The sequence below is a fragment of the Arcicella rosea genome (assembly GCF_014204325.1).
Classification (GTDB): domain Bacteria; phylum Bacteroidota; class Bacteroidia; order Cytophagales; family Spirosomataceae; genus Arcicella; species Arcicella rosea_A.
The window spans coordinates 70,093-89,037 of record NZ_JACHKT010000008.1 but is presented as its reverse complement, the minus strand read 5'-3'; the positions used below and the strand labels follow the sequence as shown (position 1 = coordinate 89,037).

The window sequence follows — 18,945 nt, the reverse complement described above, 5'->3', positions numbered from 1 at the left end:
CTCTCAAGAGTCTCTTCCAACATCACAATTCATCTTATTGTAATAATCTTATGGCTCATCAAGTAGTTGTTAGCCATTAGCTTTTCCATTTCAATCCTTTTAATACTTTATTGACAGTCTCTGCCATACGTTCTATCCTTGTTTCTTCTTTTTTAGCCCCTAATATCCAATCAATATAGGCTTTTTGTTCACTTTCTGTATATGTCAAAAAGTTTTTTAAGGCTTGAGGTTCATCTTCCAAACAAAGCATTAATTCTTTAGGAATTTCTAGGGCATCATTATCAGCAAAGAGTTTTACATGTACCCAATCACCGTCTTTTTTACCTATCTTTTTACGGATTTCAGCCCTAACAGGCAAAAAAAGCATCCCATTGCCCATAGGCATTAAACGATAACTTTTCAATTCGAAATCATCAATAAAGCCTTTAACCTTTACCCAACCAAAATGTGCATGTTTATCCTGTAAAACCTCAGGAATAATTGCATAAGTCCATCCACCTTTTCCGGGGAATTTCTCAAGTAAATATTTTTTATCAATTAAAGGCTTTTCCAAGACGCTCGAAGTTTAATAAAATTGAACAATTAAAGCTATTAATGAATGTAGCAAAAAACAAATTTGGCAAGGCTAAATAATTTATAGAGAAAAGAACAAAACAAAGCCCACAGATAATGAAGCAAGAGCGGGAAGTAATCTTGTGAAGTCCGCTAATGATGAAGCAAGAGCGGGAAATAATCTTGTGAAGCCCTCAGTTAATCTTGAAAGTATGGCAAAATATTTTGTGAAGCCCTCAGTTAAACTTGAAATGACGGCAAAATATTTTGTGAAGCCTCTGTTAAACTTGAAATGATGGCAAAATATTTTGTGAAGCCCTCAGTTGACTTTGAAATGATGGCAAAATATTTTGTGAAGTACTCAGTTGAACTTGAAATGATGGCAAAATATTTTGTGAAGCCCTCAGTTGACTTTGAAATGATGGGAAAATATTTTGTGAAGCCCTCAGTTAGCTTTGAAATGATGGGAAAATATTTTGTGAAGCCCTCAGTTGACTTTGAAATGATGGGAAAATATTTTGTGAAGCCCTCTGTTGACTTTGAAATGACGGCAAAATATTTTGTGAAGCCCTCAGTTGAACTTGAAATGATGGGAAAATATTTTGTGAATCCCTCAGTTGACTTTGAAATGATGGGAAAATATTTTGTGAAGCCCGCTAGTGATGGAGCAAAGATAGGAAAGAGTTCGGTAAAGCACTCAAATATTTTTGTAAAAAGCTCAGATGCTTATAAAATTGTACTTAAAAGAATTGAAAAAATAGCTAATAAAATCGGTTTAGCTATTGGTTGATGGGGGTTAAATCAGTGTGAGTAAAGACAATGTTAGCGTATGGGAAAATGCCTCAATTAAGCCAGTAAACGTAATAATTAACCTTATAAATTTATCAAAAGATAAAAATTAAATACCGTTTAATAAGTTTTTGAAAATGAATTAGTTGAAGGTTTGGGAAATATGTAAGATTTTGGTATGTTGCATTATAAAGTAGTCTAAATGTATATCATATATGTACTGTAACTTATCAGAGCTTATGTTTTAAACAAATCTAAATATCTTGTACCATGTTAACAGGGATTAAATTTAAAAATTACAAGGCATTTCTAGAAGGACATCTTGAAATCAAACCAGTAACAATACTTCTTGGGGCTAACAGTGTTGGTAAAAGTAGTCTAATACAGTTATTTTTGATGTTACAAGAGACCGCTCTAGCTAAAAATTATAAATCTGCACTTAAACTTCATGGAGGTTTATTTAGTTTGGGCGAAGGCATAAACTTATTTAGGAATAAAGATAGTAATAATGCACTTCATTTTGAAATAGAATTTAATGAACCAGCATTAAGTGAAACTATTCAACGAGACTTTTTTGATAGATATTTTGACGAGGTAATTAATTTTTCTTATTTTATATTCTCAAGGTTACCTAACAATAATAATGGGTCGGATTTGAAGTTTATTCAAGAGAAATTTATTAAAGATAAATCATCAAATCAAAAGCAATTAAGGGATATTGGACTTTTTGGACATGGGAAAAGAGACTTAAATAAATCATCAAGAGAAGATTTTATAAGCCTAATCACACGAACAAATGACTTTATTAAAAAAATTAAGGATAGAGACATTTTTAAGGAGATAACACAATCAATCTTCTATTTTAGAAGCAATTTTGTAGGTCAAATGCTCTTGCATAACAAAGATGAGATTATTTTAACTTATGATTTTTTAAAAAAATTACAAGAAATTAAAAATTCAGAGAAAGTTAGTATTGAATATGATTTTATGTATGGTGATAGTGCTCTGAAAATAAAAAATTTTAAGCTTAAAATTGGAGGTTTTGAAATTGTAAATGTTAATTTTAATGATGTATCAGGGGCAGAGTCTTTTATAACTAGCGATATAGTTGATTTTGAAAAAATTAATTCCAAGCAAATACATGATTTTAAACAGGTTTTTAAAAATAATAAAACAGTTTTCTCATTTATAGAAAATTATGAGTATACAGAGCATAACAATTCTGTATTCTGTTTCTATTTTATAAATTTCATATCCCAAGTAATTAATAAATTAGAAGAATCGTTTAACACACAAAAAATCAACTATGTAAGTCCTTTAAGGGCACATCCTAAACGATATTATTTTTTAGATAAAGCTAAAGCAAACTCTTTTCTTGATACTTTAGACGGGGAGGCAATTGCTGAAATTTTAAAAGAAGATAGTACATTGAAAGAGAGCGTTAACAATTGGTTTAAAAAGTTTAATTTACATATTGATGTAGGTCCTATTAAAGATATAATTCATCAGATTGTTGTCAAACAAAATTCTTTAGATTTGGATATAACAGATGTTGGTTTTGGTGTTTCACAAGTATTACCTGTTATCATTCAAGGATTTCTATCTAAGGAAAGAAGTATCACGTTAGTAGAGCAACCAGAAATACATTTACACCCTAAAATGCAAGCTGATTTAGCAGATTTATTTATTGATATTGCTGTTAGGAAACATACTAAAAAAGATGGATTTGTTACCAATAAATATTTGATTATAGAAACTCATAGTGAATATCTCCTAAAAAGGCTTAGAAGAAGAATCTCAGAAAATAAAATAACGCCAGATAAAGTAGCGATATATTATCTTGAACCTCAGGAAGATACTAAAAGTGCACAAATCAAGAGGATAGATATAAGCGAGAAAGGTGCATTTGACTGGCCAAAAGATTTTTATACTGGAGATTTAGCAGATGATATAACAGAGTTTTTAAGAAATCAAATATAATTTTAAATGGGAATTTATACACTATCAATTAATTTTATAGGCAAGGTGAGCGAAAATAAAAGCCATTTTTTTAATGTTTTATTTAAATTTCCTAATCCAGATAACGAATTTAAAGCCGCAATGGACAAAAGTAAAAGACTTTTAGACCATTACCAGACCTTTGCACAGGAAAATAACGATTTGTTTGTCTGGCTTGACTTGATGTCTAGAGCTCCATCAAGTTTTGAAATCATTGATATAATTGTTCCAGAGGATATAGAAGAAGAGGAGATGTATTTGATGGTAGCTTCTGCAACAAAACCACATAAAAAAGTTATTGTTAGTAGTCATCAGTACTGGAAAGAATTTTGTTATTTAGATACTTGTAGCAAAATAGTTTACCAAAACCAAGAGGTTCTAGTTTTAGACAGAGATGAGGCATTTAAAGAGCTTAATGAAACAAATAAAATAATCGTAGAAAATAATAGTACAATGGAAAAAAAAAATAATCCATGGATATCAGGCTCATTTTACCTATTAGCCTTTTTAGTTATCATCTTTTCTCTATTATCTGTCACAAAGCTTATTTCGCCTTGGTTTCTAGCAATTATCATAATTGGTTCAATTATCCTTTTTGTAATTGTTAGTTCATTTCAATTAAAAAATGACAAACAGCTTGCTGATAAAGCGTTTATCGAACTAATTAAGTTGTCTCTTAAACAAATACCATTTATCAGGTCAAATTCTGAGAAGAAATAATATCCCTATTAGTATTCCCTCACTAGTTCAACTGTTAAACAAAGCGTCAATTGAACTTATTGAAACCTAGAAGTATTTAGTAAGTCTCCAACAAAGAGGTTGTTAAACTAAAATCCTTATTTACTTTACCGTATAATAAGTTTTTTTAGCCTTTAACGTAGATTTTATAAATTATTTAGAAACAACCCATTAAGTTTAAACCGTTAAACATTTAAACTATAAAACTATGGGAGCTAAACAAGTAGTCGCTTATGATTTAGGATTTAATCCTAAAAGTGGAATTGGAATGATTAGATATCAATTACAAGGAGACAATACGATACATGAATTAAAACTTTTGAATGCAGCTTTATTTACTGCATTCTCTGCAATTTTTGAAAAACCTATCGTATTTCGTTATGATAATGATGTATTTGCAGGAAGTAATGCTGTTAAGCAAAAAAGTTTATTAAAGGACTTCTCTCCTACAGATTTGGATTAAACATGAGTCACCCCCAAATTTAAAATCATAGAAAAGCAGTCGAAATTAGTTTGTCGACTGCTTTTTTGTTAGAATATTTCTGTAAAACTTCTCTTCTGTCTTTGTTCTTGTCTTCTGCCGTTGTTCGTGTCTCACGAACAACTAAATGAGAAACCTATAAGGATTTATTTGATTCTCCAACAAAGAGATTTTTGAAACTAAAATCCTTATAGGTTTAATAATGGCATGAAAAACAATAATCGACAATCCTATACAATGAACGTAAAACTACCGAACAAACTAAAAGCAAAATTAAAGCGACTAGCAAATTATCAAATTGCTGGTGGGATAATAGGTATTATTTGGACAATTTGGCTAATTGCCCAAACACTTACAATAAGTGGACTTATATTGCTAATTTATTTATTAGCGGTTGGGCTTTACTCTTTTTCAATTTATTGTGGACGGCTTTTGCTGAAAGGAAAATATGAACTAGGATTGAAACTTTCAACTATTAATCAGTCCTTACAAATATTTAGTTTTGCATTAATGGGTTTCGCCTTCAAATTTGTAGCTGGACTTTATCTTGGATTTAGTATTGATTACACCAATGATTTTAAATTTGATACCAAATTCTCTTTTTCAGCATTTCAAATCAACATAAATACTGACGAAGAACTGATAACCTTGGGTTTTAACTTTGTGGCTGTTTTTCTAGTTCAATATATCATGCGAATAAAAGAGGAAATAGAGGAAAATAAACTTTTACAGTCAGCTCAAATTCACACAGAGGAATCATCAATGGAATAGAATATGGTTTTTGTCGTGGTAAGAGGAATTGATTCTTCAAGAGTAGTTGGTGAACCCAAAGAAAACAACTGTAACTAAACATTAACATGAAAAATAAAACAATTCTGTCATTAGTGATATTTCTATCATTTATTTCAAGTATCACTATCAATGCTCAAATAAGAAAGTTTGAAATGACTCTCAAAGACTCCGTAAGAAAAGAGGCTTTGAGAAAATATTTAGAGACTTTAAATCACAGCACCAATTTAGTTAAGGGGAAATTTATAGTTGTACTAAGAGAGGAAGAGCATTCTTTGAAAAAAGACAGTTTATTCAATCATTGTTTTTCATTATATACTACGCCGACTAATTACTACAAGTACTCAGGGAATCCTTTGGCTGGGTACTTTTATTTAGAGGGTGTTTTATTTATTGTAGAGTTGAATTCTCACTTTTTGAAAGGAAGTAGTGGAGTACTGGAAGAGATAGATAAGGTAGTAGGAAATATCCTAGAGGAATATGTACCTACTAGGTCTGTACCTGCACCAGAGGTTATTGTCAATGGTAAGAGTATCAAAGAAATACGTATTTACGGAGACCCCAAGATTAGTAATAACCGTGAAATAGTATTCTATCGTAATGGTAAATACAAATTTTATAGTATGCAATAGATGGTGTTAATCAGCTGCCGTTGTTTGTGTCTCACGAACAACTAAATGGAAAGCCGTCTAATTGTTTGTGAATACTTAAACAATGGTAATATAAGAACATAGTGTTTTTATAATTAACTATAAATAACAGTTGATCATAAAAATACCTTTTCAATGCAGATACCATAAATAATAAACCGATTTGTTGCATTTAAGCTATTTTCTCCTCTAATTCTAAAATACATTGTAAAATGAAGAGTATTCAAATCATTAATATAAGCTCTTTATATATCCTTTTATTTTTTCTGTTTGTCAGTTTAACAAGTGAACAGCCCATAACAATTGACAAAGTAACATTAGAAATCAACATACCTAATGTTGTTTTTAATAAGGGAAAAGTATCTGTATCTGATAACAAAAAAACATTTTCTATTTACACTATTAATCAATACAATATTTATGAATTTCAAGTCTATGGTACAGATAGCCTGAGCAATGTTATTAATACCTCTAAAAAAGAATACTTTATTTATAAGCAAGGAATGAGAAATGGGTTATTTTACTCTAAATATTTCCCATATCGAAATCAATATAATGTCGATTCAGTACTTAAAATCAGAGCTTTTAAGGGCAATGAAAAACTTTTTGAATTAGTGAATAATTTTGCCAACGACAAAAGAGTCAATACTTTAAAAGATGGTGTTATCGAAGAAACGTTTATAATCAAAAATAAAAAAGATAGAACCTTTCCAGATACGCTTATCTATTCTTACTCAAAAAAGTTTAACAGCTTAAGGTATAGTTTTTCAGAACGAATTGATAAAGAGCATAGTGGTAAATTATTTAAATGTAGGGGAGTGTTTAATATGCAACAGTATTCTGGGGAAAATATTACTATACCTAAACGTGAATTGTTGGTAGAGATAAAAAAGGATACTGTTACTAACAACAAAGAGTTGTTTCAAAATTTAGATGCCTTTATACAACAGAAAGTTAATATGCATTGATGATTTATTTTATAGGTTAAGTAATCAAAAGAATATGAAATGAATCTGTTTTTTGAAAATAAAGGCACCCTCCCTTTAGTTGTGTAAGTTGTTTTCTTAAGGTTTATTTTTAGTTTTTGTAAAATATAATTTATGAAAAAATACCTTATTATATTCTTACTACTCGTGTTTTGTATTACGAAAAGCAAAGCACAAACAGATTCATTACCAGATTTACCCCAGTTGGTGGTAAAAGATACTTCTATGATTGCTTTTATTAAAAGCTCTATCAAGTATTTCAAAAAAGAGGATAAGTATTGGAAGGATTATTATTACATAGAGATTGATTTAAGCCCTTGGGAGTTTCATCCTAAAAATAGTTTAATCACATTGGCTTATGCAACTTATGGAATAGCTCCTTCGGGTGCATATCATTCTCAATCTTTTGAGAGAGACAAAGCTGATGTTATTGGCTATACATTTATTGATGATATACCTGTTTTATTTAAAAGAAAAACTGCAAGAATCGCTGGTTTTAGAGGAGATTTATTCCAATTCTCCCCAAAAAGCTTAAAGCAATTATTTGATATTTTAAAAAGAAAAGATACAAGAGATAAAGATTTCAAGAATGATGGAAATGTTATAGAGGGAGTATATACCATCAGTAATTTTTTATACTTGACCGAAGACAGAAAAATAAAATATCAACATTGATGTGGTGTTAAGTAGAATTTATGGGAAGCTTTTTTTATAGAGATAAAATTTTGGTAGTAAGAACAGCTTCAATGTTATCAAACCAATATGAAAAATAAAATAATTCTATCATTCGTAATATTTCTATCATTTATTTCAAGCGTAAGTATCAATGCTCAAATAGGAAAGTTTGAAATGACTCTCAAAGACTCAGTAAGAAAAGAGGCTTTGAGAAAATATTTAGGAACTTTAGATTACAGTACTAATTTAGTTAAGGGAAAATTTATAGTTGTACTAAGAGAGGAGGAGCATTCTTTGAAAAAAGATAGTGTACTAAATCATTGTTTTTCTTTATATACTACGCCGACTAATTACTATAAGTACTCAGGGAATCCTTTGGCTGGGTACTTTTATTTAGAGGGTGTTTTATTTATTGTAGAGTTGAATTCTCACTTTTTGAAAGGAAGTAGTGGAGTACTGGAAGAGATAGATAAGGTAGTAGGAAATATCCTAGAGGAATATGTACCTACTAGGTCTGTACCTGCACCAGAGGTTATTGTCAATGGTAAGAGTATCAAAGAAATACGTATTTACGGAGACCCCAAGATTAGTAATAACAATAAAATAGTATTCTATCGTAATGGTAAATACCAATTTTATAGTATGCAATAGATGGGAGTCATCTGTAAGTGGGCTTAGTAACAAGCCTATGACTCTCTGGGGGATAAAAGTTATTGCTAAAATAAAACCATGAAGATTCAAGTATATATAATTTTTTTGCTGACAAGCATTAATTCTTTTTCACAGATAAAACTAGATTATATTCCCAATGCTTCAACCTCAAGAATTGTTGATACCTTATTTATGGATATTAATAATGACAAATTAGAGGATGTTTTATTAGTATTGAAATACAAATCTTATAAGAACAATCTTATTCCTGCGGGAGAAGTAGCTCGAAGTTTGGCTTTGTATGTGAATAAAGGGAATAATTACTATCAATTTCAAGCTATCAATAAAAAACTCTTATCGTTAACATATAATCCAATAAAAGCAATTGATAGTAACACATTTCTTGTAATCAATGAACCAACAAAGCAAGATTGGAACCGATACTATAGCTATTTTACTTATGCCGAAGAGAACCATGATTGGTTGCTTAGTAAGCAAGAAGTTTATAGAGCCTATTATGAAAAAGGGGAGGATTTTGAACGTAAAAAATTAGTTCGTCAAATACTATATCCTACCAAAGAACGCATACCTTTTTCTGAAGCAAGTTTTGAAAAACTATTCGGAGATTTAAGAAACATAGTGTTTAAAGAAGTTTTATATGCGCACGTTCAAGTACCTAAAGCATACATATACCAAAGTAGAGATGTAAAAACTAAAAAATATCTTGTTAAAGGTGATGCAGCTAGAGTTGTTAACGAGGAAGGAGTTTATGTTCAAATTATATTTTATCCTGACCCTAAAATAGCTAAAATTAAGAAAATAGAAGGATGGCTTAAAAAAGAAGATATAGTTATATTGGAGCATTAAGGTTTATGTTATACACTACTTCAAGTGTTAAGCAAAGCGTTACTTGGATTTAAACTATTAATGGAGTAAATATTTCAAAACCTAATACAGAATGTGATGGAAATTAAAAAAGTTATAATTCTAATTTTACTAACTACATATACTGTATTTGGGCAGAATACTCAGCTAGATACCCTCCGACAATTTCAAGGACATTGGGTTTTTAAGATGGCAGTAAATCCAGATTTTACAGAAGAGGAGTTAGCAAAAACTTATCCAGAACAAGGACATAAAATTCATATACAAGGGACTAGAATTTATGGAAACTTTATGGGAATGTATGAAAACCTTAGTCTCAACCTAGCAACCTTGGAAAGTAATGGAGGTAACTGTTTTGTATGTGCAATGGATAAAATAGATTCTATTGCTTTGCAAAAATTAGGAGTTTATCCTCAGCCATGGATGGGGATTTATCAATTTCGTTCACCAAGACTGCCTTTACCTTACCTTTCACTACAGCTTTTGTTAACACAAAAATATTTGAAGGTCGGGATTGACCAAACAATGTTTTTATTGGAACGAGATAATGCAGAGTATCTTTTTTGTAAAGAAGATAATGTCAATTTGAATATTACACCTAATGTGCCTTCATTTAATTCGCTAAAAAAGAATGAAGAAGTAGAGGTTTTATTTCGACGGAAAGAGTGGGTGAAAGTTCGCTATTGGGGAAAAGCATTATTAGAAGGTTGGGTTAAAGCTGAACAGCTTAGAAAATAAAAGTGTTCTGCCGTTGTTCGTGTCAAACGAACAACTAAATGGAATGCCATCGAGTTGTATATAGAGACACAAACAATGGCAAGAGAGACATATCTTAGTTAATAAATTACAAAAGCCTTACTTTTTAAAAACTATGTCTAATTTTATCGGTATTTCATCTGCGATTAAATGGTCTTTGGCACTTGAAAAAATATTAGAGGCAAACAGACTTGGGGCTTTATAGGTAATTCCAAAACTAGAACGTAAGAAAAAGAAACTTGCTTTGGCTGTAATGCTCTCTTTATTGTTATCAATAAAAGCTGTAAAAGTAATTTGGTTGGTAATTCCCCTGATTTTCAAATTACCTTGTACAGCATATTTATTAGGTTCAGCGGTTTTATTGATTTTGGTAATGATAAAAGTAGCCTGCGGATATTTTTGAACAGCAAAGAAATCCTCTCCTTTTAAATGTGATTCTAAATTATTATCTCCTTTCTCCTTTGCATTTCGCTCGGCACTTTTAATCGTTTTCATTTCTATCACAAAGCTACCTCCTTGTATTTTACCGTCTTTCCCAAGTGTGATGTTGCCCGAAGTAAATTTTAAAGTACCTTCATATCCGCCGTGTTCAAATGCATGTGATCCTTTCCAAAAAACCTGACTTTCGGAAGTTGATAAATCGAATTTCTGTTGAGCAAATCCAGACAAATAACTCAATAGTAATGATAAAATAATAAGCTTTTTCATGATAAATAAGGTTTAGAGAAGGAATTGTTTGGTTATTGCTTATTCAGCAGATTTTCATTTTGAGGGAAAGTATATAGATTTGAACTCGTTAATAAAACAGCAGTGTCTTTCTTTTTACAAGTAACAGGTACATTATTAATATCAATTTTAGGAAAGATTTCATTAAACGAAAGCAACTTTTGTGCTGAAGGTTGGTCTTTGATAGCAATACTGTAAGGCATAACTAAGCAAAGGGGATCTTTCGTTTCTTTTTTTGTTGATTTAACAGGAGTGGTTTTTACAATTCCTTTGTTTTTTGATGATGGTTTACAACATTTCTTTTTGTTAAATTTTTCAATCATTGTTTTACTGTTAAACAGTACAGCTGAATAATTACTAGATGGAATTTGTGCCATTAAAGAGTAAGAAAATAGCACAAGCGAGAGGATGAGTGTTTTTTTCATGTTGATAATTGTTTATGTTTTAATTAACTAAGACAAACCTATCAAATTGAAAAGCGTAGGTAGTAAATGAAATGTAAAAAAGTGTAAAAGCTATGTAAAAACCGTTATTACTAGCTATTTATCGTTTAAATTGCCCATGTTTATGAAATCAAGATTATACATATTGCCATTGTTACTGATGATAGGCTGTTTGTTCTTCATTGCAACGAATCGGAAGAAAGGAGATGATTATGCCGAAAAGCATCTGACAGTGGTGCTAAGAGACATAGGACATCAGTTATTGCTTCATGCAAAAGACTCTAGTTCGAGAGTTTTGCCCATTAAGCAAATTAATGAGAATACTTTTGAAATCGCTTTTCAGAGTAAATTTACTTTTGTGTCAGATACTTTGGTGGCATTGGTGCATAGGCGTTTGAAATCGACCAATTTGCCTACTGAATACATCGTTAATGTGATTGATTGTGGGAATGAAGAATTGGTTTTTGCTTATGAAGTAAGCAAAAAAACCGATAATATTTTACCATGTTTAGGAAGACAACAAGCAGTTGGTTGTTACTTGATTCAAATTGAGTTTCCAAGGGCTGAAACACTGGCATTGAGTAATTATTTACTCTTGCTGATTCCTTTAGGGCTAATTGGTTTTATACTGAAAAGCAATTTTGTAAAAGATAAAAAAGTAGCAGTAGAAGATGTAGTGCCAGCAGAAAAAGATTATATCGCAATCGGTAAATATGCTTTTTATTCAGAAAAGAATAGCTTGAAGTATGGAATTGAAAACATAGAATTATCTGAACGAGAAGCCAAATTACTAAGCATTTTTGCATTAAACCTAAATCAATTAATTGAAAGAGAAAGACTTTTAAAAGAAGTTTGGGAAGATGAAGGCGTTTTTGTAATCAGCAGAAATTTGGATGTATTGGTATCGAAACTGAGAAAAAAACTCCAAAAGGATGAATTAGTAAAAATCACCAATCTGCATGGAAAAGGATATAAATTGGAGGTTTTGAAGGAGGAGTGAGAATAAAGAAATGAATTTTATAAAGAACATCATGATGTAGCGGCAACCTTTACGGTTGCCGTTTTTTGTTGGTTATATCATGAAATACGGTAACCGCAAGGGATTACCGCTACTTGTTTTACGGATTTTTTAATTTATTTTATTGTAGTCGAACGATACTGTAGTGGTAAACCTTTACGGTTGCCACAAACAAAAAAACGGCAACCATAAGGTCACCGTTATCTTATTATAATGTGTTAGCAATAACTTAGGCAAATTTAGAAAGATGCAAGCTTGATACTTTTTAACTCAATTAGCCGTTGGCTTTTTAACCTTTAATTCATCAGGGGCATCTTTGGTATAAGTTTTAAATGTGGATTTGTAGTTTTTATCAAAAAGTGCTTTGATTTCTTTGATGTCAACCGAAGTAGCAGGATTGAATTGCGGAGAATTCATATAATTTTTTAGACTATACAATAACTGACGAGCTACAAAACGTTTTTCAGGCTCTGAACTGAGGTCAGCACTAGAAATAATCAGTTTGCCTTTTCCAACTTTCGCTTCTAAGATTAAACCTAATTTACGATTCAAGAACCAAGTATCAATGGGCTGAACAATAGGACGGAAGCCCGGAGGAAAACTATCCAACAACATTACTTGCGAACGGTTTGTAATTTCCCACCATTGTAAATTACTGTGGTATTCAGTCGGGAAGTTTAGGAAAGCAGTATGAGTAGGCTCGCAAAGAAAACCCAAAGTATGCGGAGGACGCATTTTGAACCAAGAAGTATTCCAGAAAACAGGTTGGAAATAATTCACAACTTCTTTCCCTTTTTCGATTTTACCTGCTGCTTCTAAGAAAACTTTTCCACCATTTTGTAAAACCTCTTCTGCTTTGGCATCCAATTCTTTACAGAAGTAAATGTCATCGGTATTAATCGTCGGAAGTTTTTCTGGATATATCCAAAACTCCCAATTATTCATAAAAGCAGTATCATCAATCTTTACTTCAAAAACCAGTTTTTGTGCTTTTTGAATAGCATTTAAAGCAAAAGATACTTTTCCGATATTAAAATTATTACCGATTGGAATATTCGTTTTATCAAATTTACCTTTCGCCAATACTTGTTTGTTTTCATCCAGAATTTGCCAAGAAGTTTGAGCATTATTCAATACATCTTTGCCAAAATGAAACATTTCAACATTAGCTTCGAAGCTTTCTGAGTTTTTATATACAAATTTTGGAATACGAGCCAAAGGAACAGTAGCATTACAAAATTGAGCAAATTCATCTTGTGAAATATATCCTTTTTCTTCCCAGAAAGAATCCAAAATACCAACCAATGCCGTTCCTTGACCAGAGTAATCGTTCAAACCAAGCATTTGGATACCTGCTGAAATGGGCGTACGAAATGCCATTTCAATTTCGGTTTTGTAACTTAAAGCCTGTAGTTTTCCAGTAGCTAGAAAGAACTTCTCACCCAATTCTCCCATGTCTTTATCTTTCAAATCTTCTTGGAAAAGCTCATAATTCTTGGCTTTGTAAACGCCAGTATATTTACTGATTTCTTTGAAATTTGGAAAAACACACCATTGCCCTAATTCATGTGTTAGATAAGGTACTTTAAAATCTTTTACTTTGTCTGCAAAGTCCTCAGTACTGCTTGGAAGTTTATTCCAAGGCAAACCTCTTGGCCCAGATTTAATCATGTATTCATTGGATGGGACTAAAGGCCAACTCATTGCTACTGATGCACCAGTATATTTACGTCGAGGGTCTTTAGTCTTCCAATAGTTTATGAATTTGGTTAGGTAATCTACTTGTTTGCCTCCTCTTGGTTCATTTCCATAAGCCAACATACAAAAAGAAGCATAATTGCCGTAAGCTTTTGCCATACGGTTGGTTTCATCCATAATAAACTGGTCGATAGGATGCCCATCGCCTAAAGATGAACCATGATTCGCCCAACTTGGACCTTCTGGTTGTAGATATATTCCCACTAAGTCTGCGGCAATAAAAGCTGCTTCTGGCGGACAATACGAATGAAAACGGAAATGGTTTAAACCATAAGCTTTCGCTTTTCTAAAAACTTTTTCCCAAGAAGCTACGTCCATTGGAGCGTAACCAGTTAATGGAAATTGGCAGTTTTCAACTGTTCCTCTTAAAAATATAGGACGACCATTAATTTCAAAACGAGTGCCTTTTATGGCAAAATCTCGCATTCCAAACTGTACTTTCCTAGCAGATTGTACTTGTTTTTTAACAATAATTTCAGCAGATAGATGGTACAAGGCAGGGGAGAATTCATCCCAAGTTTGGAAGTCATCGCCCATAGGATAATCAATGGTGATACTTTTTTCTTGTCCATCTATCTGGAAATCAGCTAAAATTAATTTTGGAGAGTGAGATGTAATGCTGTTAAAACTTTTTGCAGAAAGCTTAATTTGTCCTTCAACAGGCTTTTGCAAAGAATTTTTTAATACGATTTTTACTTTTGCTAAATGATTTACCAAATCTGGATAAACCTGAATATCATCAAACCAGATTTTACTTTCAGCTTCTAATTCTATTTTGCCAACAATACCATTCCAGTTTCCTTGGGTGTGGTCAGTCAAACTATGGGAATCTTTCCCAACATTGATAGCCTTGATGCGGTTATCAACACGAATTGAAATAGTGTGTTTTCCTGTGGATAATTTGTCGGTTAAATCAAAGGTTTGTGCAACGCACATTGAGTTTTCTAAACCAATTTCTTCATTATCAATCCATACTCTTGTTTCAGTGTGCGGTCTTTCTAAAGTAAGAACAATGCGTTTATTTGACCAATTTTTAGGAACATCTATTGCTTTTTGGTACCATGCAGCACCAACATAATATTTGGCGGGTGTTAACCAAAAAGGAAATTTCAAATTTTCAGGAGTACGATATTTGGCTAAATGCGGATTGAAGTACCAAGAGCTATCGTAAATACTGCCAGTCCACTGAGTATTAATCGTTACAGGATTTCCTTTGCCATTTTCAAGCATCGAACCCGGCAATTTGATGGTTTCAGAAAGTTTATTATTAAACCATTTATCTTTTACGCCAAGGTCTGCTGAATCAATTTTGAATTGCCAATTTCCTGCTAAAGAGATTTTTTGAGCATTGATTGTATTGCCAAGCAGCAAGCATAAAATAAATAAGTAATTTTTAATCATAAGTTGTTAAATGTTTTTTGCGGTAAGACTTTACTCTTTTTTGATTAAGAAACCCTGCCGAATACATTCTCAGCAGGGCTTAGTCTTTACACCAAAAAATCTATTTTATAATGTTATTAATAAGTTTTCCAATCAAAAACAGGGAATCGGAACTTGAATGTTTCTAATATTAAGACAATTTTGAGAGTGAAACTTTTGTGAATATTCTTATAAAGTGAAAATATTTTTCTGAAAAATATTTATTTTACTTTGTAAATACAAACTGTATAAATTCGATAACAAATATTGATTATCAAAGAAATTATACTATCCTGTGCCTTCCTGTTATATTCTTTGTACAATATTAACAATACCCTTTGTTGTTTTTTTACTCATAATTTGAATTGTATTATTTCAATATATTTCAAAATGTTTACTTCTGGTTTAATGAGGAGATTTTGTGATCGTTTTGTATTAGAAAAGTGCAAAAACATTTTATGTCATCGTTATCGGGAACGTTGCCATAAAAAATGAGATATTGTATTTCCATGAAAATTTGAATAAGAAAAAGCGATATACTTTTTAAAGTGATAAAAAGTGAAGCTGTATTTTACCAGTATCATTAAGAATTGTTTTTCTTCAGCAGCTTGAAAAATAATTTTAATAATTTTTCAGAGAAATTTTAAAAAAGCCTGAAAAACGATTTTTCATTTATTAAAATGCTTTTAAAAAGTTATATAATTTCAAAAAATACTACCAAACGCATGACATCACAGGACGCTTCAGGTAAGTACTTAATTTTTCTTTGCAATAAATAAAAACCATATTTGATGGAACAGCATAAATCAACGAAAACTTTTCAGACGCTTTTACTTTTATCAATTTCTTGTTCTTTGAGTTTCGGACAAGCAAAATGGAAGCCTATTACTCAGCAATCAAAACCGTGGTCACGCTGGTGGTGGGAAGGTAACTCAGTTAATCCCAAAGATTTAACTTATAACATGGAAACTTACCAAAAAGCTGGTTTGGGAGGTTTGGAAATTACGCCTATTTATGGCGTGAAAGGTCAGGAAGCGAATTTTATTGATTTCCTTTCGCCAAAATGGGTAGAAATGTTTAAGCATACTCTGAATGAAGGTACTCGTTTGGGCTTAGGTATCGACCTTGCCAATGCTTCGGGCTGGCCTTTTGGCGGACGCTGGGTTACGCCAGAAGACGCTTGTAAAAATGTCAATTTCAAAACTTATCAGTTGAAAGAAGGAGAAAAACTTTCGGAAGTAATTACTTTTCAGCAAAGTCCATTGTTAAGATATGTTTTGCCAAAGAAGACTGAAATTTCAGCCTTGAAATACCCAATTTCAAAAAATGAAAACCTTCAAGAATTAGCAATCGACCAAGTGAAATTTGAAAAACCTTTGCCTTTACAAACGCTCATGGCGTATTCTGACAAAGGAGAAGTAATGAATCTGACAGATAAAGTAAGTGCGATGGGACAATTGAATTGGGAAGCTCCCAAAGGTAATTGGACATTGTACGCTATTTTTCAAGGTTGGCATGGCAAAATGGTAGAACGTGCTGGTCCAGGTGGCGAAGGCGATGTAATCGACCATTTTTCTGAAAAAGCGATTCAGAATTACTTAAAAGAATTTGATAAAGCTTTTGCTAAAACTGATGTTTCAAGTATGCGTGCTTTCTTCAATGATTCTTACGAAGTAGATGATGCTCGTGGGCAGTCGGACTGGACGGAAGATTTATTCAAAGAGTTTCAGCAAAGAAGAGGCTATGATTTAAGAAACTATTTGCCCAACCTTTTTAGTAAAGAAAATACAGATTTAAATCACAGAGTATTATTCGATTATAGAACTACGATTGGGGATTTAATTCTGGAAAAATACACAGGAGAATGGGCGAAATGGGCGCATGGTCGTGGTAAAATTGTAAGAAATCAAGCTCATGGTTCACCTGCGAATACGTTAGATTTATACGGTTTGGTGGACATTCCAGAAATTGAAGGAACAGATTTATTGAGAATCAAATTCGCTTCTTCGGCTTCCAATGTCTTGGGTAAAAAATTAACTTCTTCGGAATCGGCTACTTGGGAAAACGAACATTTTCTTTCTTCTTTGAGTGACGTTAAAAAAGCCTTAGACTTATTTTTGGTCGGTGGCGTAAATCATATTTTTTATCACGGCACCAATTACTCGCCTAAAAACGAAGCCTTTCCGGGTTGGTTATTTTATGCAGCCGTACACTTTACGCCACATCATCCTTTCTGGAAAAACTTTTCTACCTTGAATAATTACGTTGCTCGCACACAAACCTTTTTGCAAGATAGCAAACCCAATAACGATGTGTTGTTGTACTTTCCGATTACAGACCGACTCACAGAACCTTCTCGCAAAGGTTTATTAGAACACTTCGACGGCGTAACGCCTGAATTTAACGGAACAGATTTTAAAGAGGTTGCTCAAAAAATGATTGACTGTGGTTATGGCTTCGATTTTATTTCAGATAAACAAATTGCGAATTTGAAAACGCAACATCAGCAAATTATTACTGGTGGTGTTGCCTACAAAACAGTATTGCTTGCGGAAAGCGAGCAAGTACCTTTAGAAACTTTAGAGAAATTAGTACAATTGGCAAAAGCAGGAGCAACGATTATTGTACATCATAAATTACCTGCTGATGTACCGGGTTTAGGAAATTTGGACGAACGCAGAGCGAAATTTAAGGCACTTTTGGCTCAGTTAAATTTTGTAAAAGTAAATGCTAAAGTAAATCAAGCGAAAGTTGGTGAAGGTTCATTTTTATTGGGCGAAGATTTAGACGAATTGATGATTTACGCCAAAATCTATCGTGAAACCATGACTGATAAAGGCTTACAATTTGTTAGAAAAACTGCTACAAAAGGTAATTATTACTTTATTAATAATAAATCTGGGAAGGCATTTGAAGGTTGGGTAAAATTAGAAGCTGAGGTGAAATCAGCTGCTTTGTACAATCCAATGACGGAAGTTTTGGGTATGGCAAAAGTAAAAAACAATGGAGTATATCTGCAATTATCAGCAGGAGAATCGTGCATTGTTGAAACGTTTAAAACAGTAGAAAAAGGAGCAACTTATCCTTATTGGAAAGCAAGTAAAGAAGCTGAGGAATTAAAAGGTACTTGGAAAATATCATTTATCGACGGCGGACCAACTTTGCCAAAAGCACTTGAAACCAAAGATTTAGGTTCGTGGACAAATGCTGGAAATGCTTATCAAGATTTTTCTGGAACGGCATTGTATCAATTGAATTTCGCAAAACCCAAAACTAATGCACAAGGCTATTGGTTAGATTTAGGTAAAGTAGCAGAAAGTGCATCGGTGACATTGAACGGAAAATATTTGGCTACTTTGTTAGGACCAACTTTCAAAGTTTTTGTTCCTAATACTTTACTGAAAGCACAAAATGATTTAGCGATAAAAGTCTCTAACTCAATGGCAAACAGAGTAATTGCTTTGGAAAAAGAAGGCACTGTTTGGCAGAAGTTTTATAACATCAACGTCTCGGCGAGACTGAAACAAAACTTAGGGAAAGAAGGCTATTTTACTACTAAAGACTGGACTCCGAAAGAATCTGGTTTATTAGAAAAAGTAACTTTAACACCTGTAGAGGTTTTGAAATAGGA

At 32.3% G+C, this 18,945-nt stretch carries 17 protein-coding genes; 13 read left to right on the top strand and 4 right to left on the bottom strand.

Annotated elements, in window-relative coordinates:
- Positions 1-76 precede the first annotated feature (76 nt).
- Positions 77-553 carry a YdeI/OmpD-associated family protein gene (locus HNP25_RS07395; protein ID WP_184132678.1) on the bottom strand — a complete coding sequence of 159 codons (477 nt, stop codon included), beginning with the start codon at positions 551-553 and terminating at the stop codon, positions 77-79.
- A gap of 291 nt (positions 554-844) precedes the next feature.
- On the opposite strand from HNP25_RS07395, the gene HNP25_RS07390 reads away from it, so the two are divergent.
- The 11 genes from HNP25_RS07390 (at position 845) to HNP25_RS07340 (ending at position 9,932) form a co-directional block, all read left to right on the top strand.
- Positions 845-1,342, top strand: a complete 498-nt coding sequence (locus tag HNP25_RS07390) for a hypothetical protein (RefSeq protein WP_221432429.1) — start codon at positions 845-847, stop codon at positions 1,340-1,342.
- Positions 1,343-1,611: 269 nt separating this feature from the next.
- Positions 1,612-3,321, top strand: a complete 1,710-nt coding sequence (locus HNP25_RS07385; RefSeq protein ID WP_184132672.1) for an AAA family ATPase — start codon at positions 1,612-1,614, stop codon at positions 3,319-3,321.
- Positions 3,322-3,327: 6 nt separating this feature from the next.
- Positions 3,328-4,059 carry a hypothetical protein gene (locus tag HNP25_RS07380; protein WP_184132670.1) on the top strand — a complete coding sequence of 244 codons (732 nt, stop codon included), beginning with the start codon at positions 3,328-3,330 and terminating at the stop codon, positions 4,057-4,059.
- 226 nt (positions 4,060-4,285) lie between these two features.
- The gene (locus tag HNP25_RS07375) at positions 4,286-4,540 is read left to right on the top strand and encodes a hypothetical protein (RefSeq protein ID WP_184132667.1); all 255 of its coding nucleotides are present in this window, start codon (positions 4,286-4,288) and stop codon (positions 4,538-4,540) included.
- Between the two features lie 255 nt (positions 4,541-4,795).
- Positions 4,796-5,329, top strand: a complete 534-nt coding sequence (locus tag HNP25_RS07370; protein WP_184132664.1) for a hypothetical protein — start codon at positions 4,796-4,798, stop codon at positions 5,327-5,329.
- 86 nt (positions 5,330-5,415) lie between these two features.
- The gene (locus HNP25_RS07365) at positions 5,416-5,979 is read left to right on the top strand and encodes a hypothetical protein (RefSeq protein ID WP_184132661.1); all 564 of its coding nucleotides are present in this window, start codon (positions 5,416-5,418) and stop codon (positions 5,977-5,979) included.
- A 230-nt stretch (positions 5,980-6,209) separates the two neighbouring features.
- Positions 6,210-6,965: a hypothetical protein gene (locus HNP25_RS07360; RefSeq protein ID WP_184132658.1), complete on the top strand. Its 756-nt coding sequence runs from the start codon at positions 6,210-6,212 to the stop codon at positions 6,963-6,965.
- Between the two features lie 132 nt (positions 6,966-7,097).
- A complete protein-coding gene (locus HNP25_RS07355) occupies positions 7,098-7,658 on the top strand; it encodes a hypothetical protein (protein ID WP_184132656.1) in 561 nt (186 codons plus the stop codon).
- A gap of 87 nt (positions 7,659-7,745) precedes the next feature.
- The gene (locus HNP25_RS07350; protein WP_184132653.1) at positions 7,746-8,309 is read left to right on the top strand and encodes a hypothetical protein; all 564 of its coding nucleotides are present in this window, start codon (positions 7,746-7,748) and stop codon (positions 8,307-8,309) included.
- A gap of 78 nt (positions 8,310-8,387) precedes the next feature.
- Positions 8,388-9,176 (top strand): hypothetical protein, encoded by a 789-nt coding sequence (locus HNP25_RS07345; protein WP_184132650.1) that lies wholly within the window; start codon positions 8,388-8,390, stop codon positions 9,174-9,176.
- 96 nt (positions 9,177-9,272) lie between these two features.
- Positions 9,273-9,932: an SH3 domain-containing protein gene (locus HNP25_RS07340; protein WP_184132647.1), complete on the top strand. Its 660-nt coding sequence runs from the start codon at positions 9,273-9,275 to the stop codon at positions 9,930-9,932.
- A gap of 117 nt (positions 9,933-10,049) precedes the next feature.
- On the opposite strand, the gene HNP25_RS07335 is transcribed toward HNP25_RS07340, so the two are convergent.
- Both HNP25_RS07335 and HNP25_RS07330 read right to left on the bottom strand, forming a co-directional pair.
- A complete protein-coding gene (locus tag HNP25_RS07335; protein WP_184132643.1) occupies positions 10,050-10,658 on the bottom strand; it encodes a YceI family protein in 609 nt (202 codons plus the stop codon).
- Positions 10,659-10,690: 32 nt separating this feature from the next.
- Positions 10,691-11,101, bottom strand: a complete 411-nt coding sequence (locus HNP25_RS07330; RefSeq protein ID WP_184132640.1) for a hypothetical protein — start codon at positions 11,099-11,101, stop codon at positions 10,691-10,693.
- A gap of 142 nt (positions 11,102-11,243) precedes the next feature.
- On the opposite strand from HNP25_RS07330, the gene HNP25_RS07325 reads away from it, so the two are divergent.
- Entirely contained in the window at positions 11,244-12,119 is an 876-nt protein-coding gene (locus HNP25_RS07325; protein WP_184132637.1) for a helix-turn-helix domain-containing protein, read from the top strand.
- A 288-nt stretch (positions 12,120-12,407) separates the two neighbouring features.
- Here the strand turns inward: HNP25_RS07325 and HNP25_RS07320 are convergent, their stop codons facing one another.
- A complete protein-coding gene (locus HNP25_RS07320) occupies positions 12,408-15,296 on the bottom strand; it encodes an exo-beta-1,4-galactosidase (protein ID WP_184132634.1) in 2,889 nt (962 codons plus the stop codon).
- Positions 15,297-16,105: 809 nt separating this feature from the next.
- On the opposite strand from HNP25_RS07320, the gene HNP25_RS07315 reads away from it, so the two are divergent.
- On the top strand, positions 16,106-18,943 hold the full coding sequence (locus tag HNP25_RS07315) for a glycosyl hydrolase (protein WP_184132631.1): 2,838 nt from the start codon (positions 16,106-16,108) through the stop codon (positions 18,941-18,943).
- Positions 18,944-18,945: the final 2 nt, after the last annotated feature.